This is a genomic window from Vibrio fujianensis, from assembly GCF_002749895.1.
Classification (GTDB): domain Bacteria; phylum Pseudomonadota; class Gammaproteobacteria; order Enterobacterales; family Vibrionaceae; genus Vibrio; species Vibrio fujianensis.
Genome location: NZ_NBUS01000021.1, coordinates 1,643 through 2,366 on the forward strand (window position 1 = coordinate 1,643; position 724 = coordinate 2,366).

General features: G+C 39.1%; 1 protein-coding gene and 1 pseudogene. Both read right to left on the reverse strand.

The window, feature by feature from the left end; genetic code table 11:
* Window positions 1-11: 11 nt before the first annotated feature.
* Window positions 12-398 carry a hypothetical protein gene (locus B7C60_RS00475; protein WP_099609979.1) on the reverse strand — a complete coding sequence of 129 codons (387 nt, stop codon included), beginning with the start codon at window positions 396-398 and terminating at the stop codon, window positions 12-14.
* Window positions 399-482: 84 nt separating this feature from the next.
* Window positions 483-724 (reverse strand): annotated as a pseudogene (locus B7C60_RS17335) (DJ-1/PfpI family protein); the annotation flags it as partial.

Below are 724 nucleotides of genomic sequence, written 5' to 3' on the forward strand. Positions count from 1 at the left end.
GGCTATTGATTCTACTGTTCTTTCACGTATGTACCATTGAAGGAAACATTTAACCCACCACATCCATTATCGTTGCTGACTACGAGTATATTCTGGTTTAATAAAATTTTAAGAGTACAACCGTCGACATCATAATTTATTTGATTTCCATTAAAGGTTACGACACCATCGATTTCTCCAATATTTATAAAGCCAGAGGAAGAATCACCAACCCAAACCGATGTCCCTGAGAGTTTGTATTCGCTCGAATCCACCCTAGTTAAATCAATAAAGGCAGCGTTAGTATCTAATTGACCATTATAATATCGCTCATAATGTCCTTGCAAACTAGGAACATTTGCTGCATATACAAACAAAGAAACAAACAGCATGGTTAGACAAACAAAAACCGTTTTCAAGTTCAAATCTCCTGAGTAGCCTAACGCCGCATTAAGGTGTGAGTGACGCTTGGCTATACTTGAGCGAAGCGAAACTGCCAAGCGTTACGAATCACTCTTAAATGCTTTGTTATGCGAATTTTTCAACTCTGCTGACTGAATAGTTGTGCTAATTAGCTCTTCAAAAAGTTCTAACTGCCCAGCTGGAATTAATTGATTCTGAATAACTTTTCGTTTATCTGAGTCAAAAAGCCGCTCTGCCACCCAACCAATGAGATACACCAATGAAAGGCAACCTCCGGCAGTGGCTATGTTACCTTCTACTACTAAAGGCAGATCCTGAACGT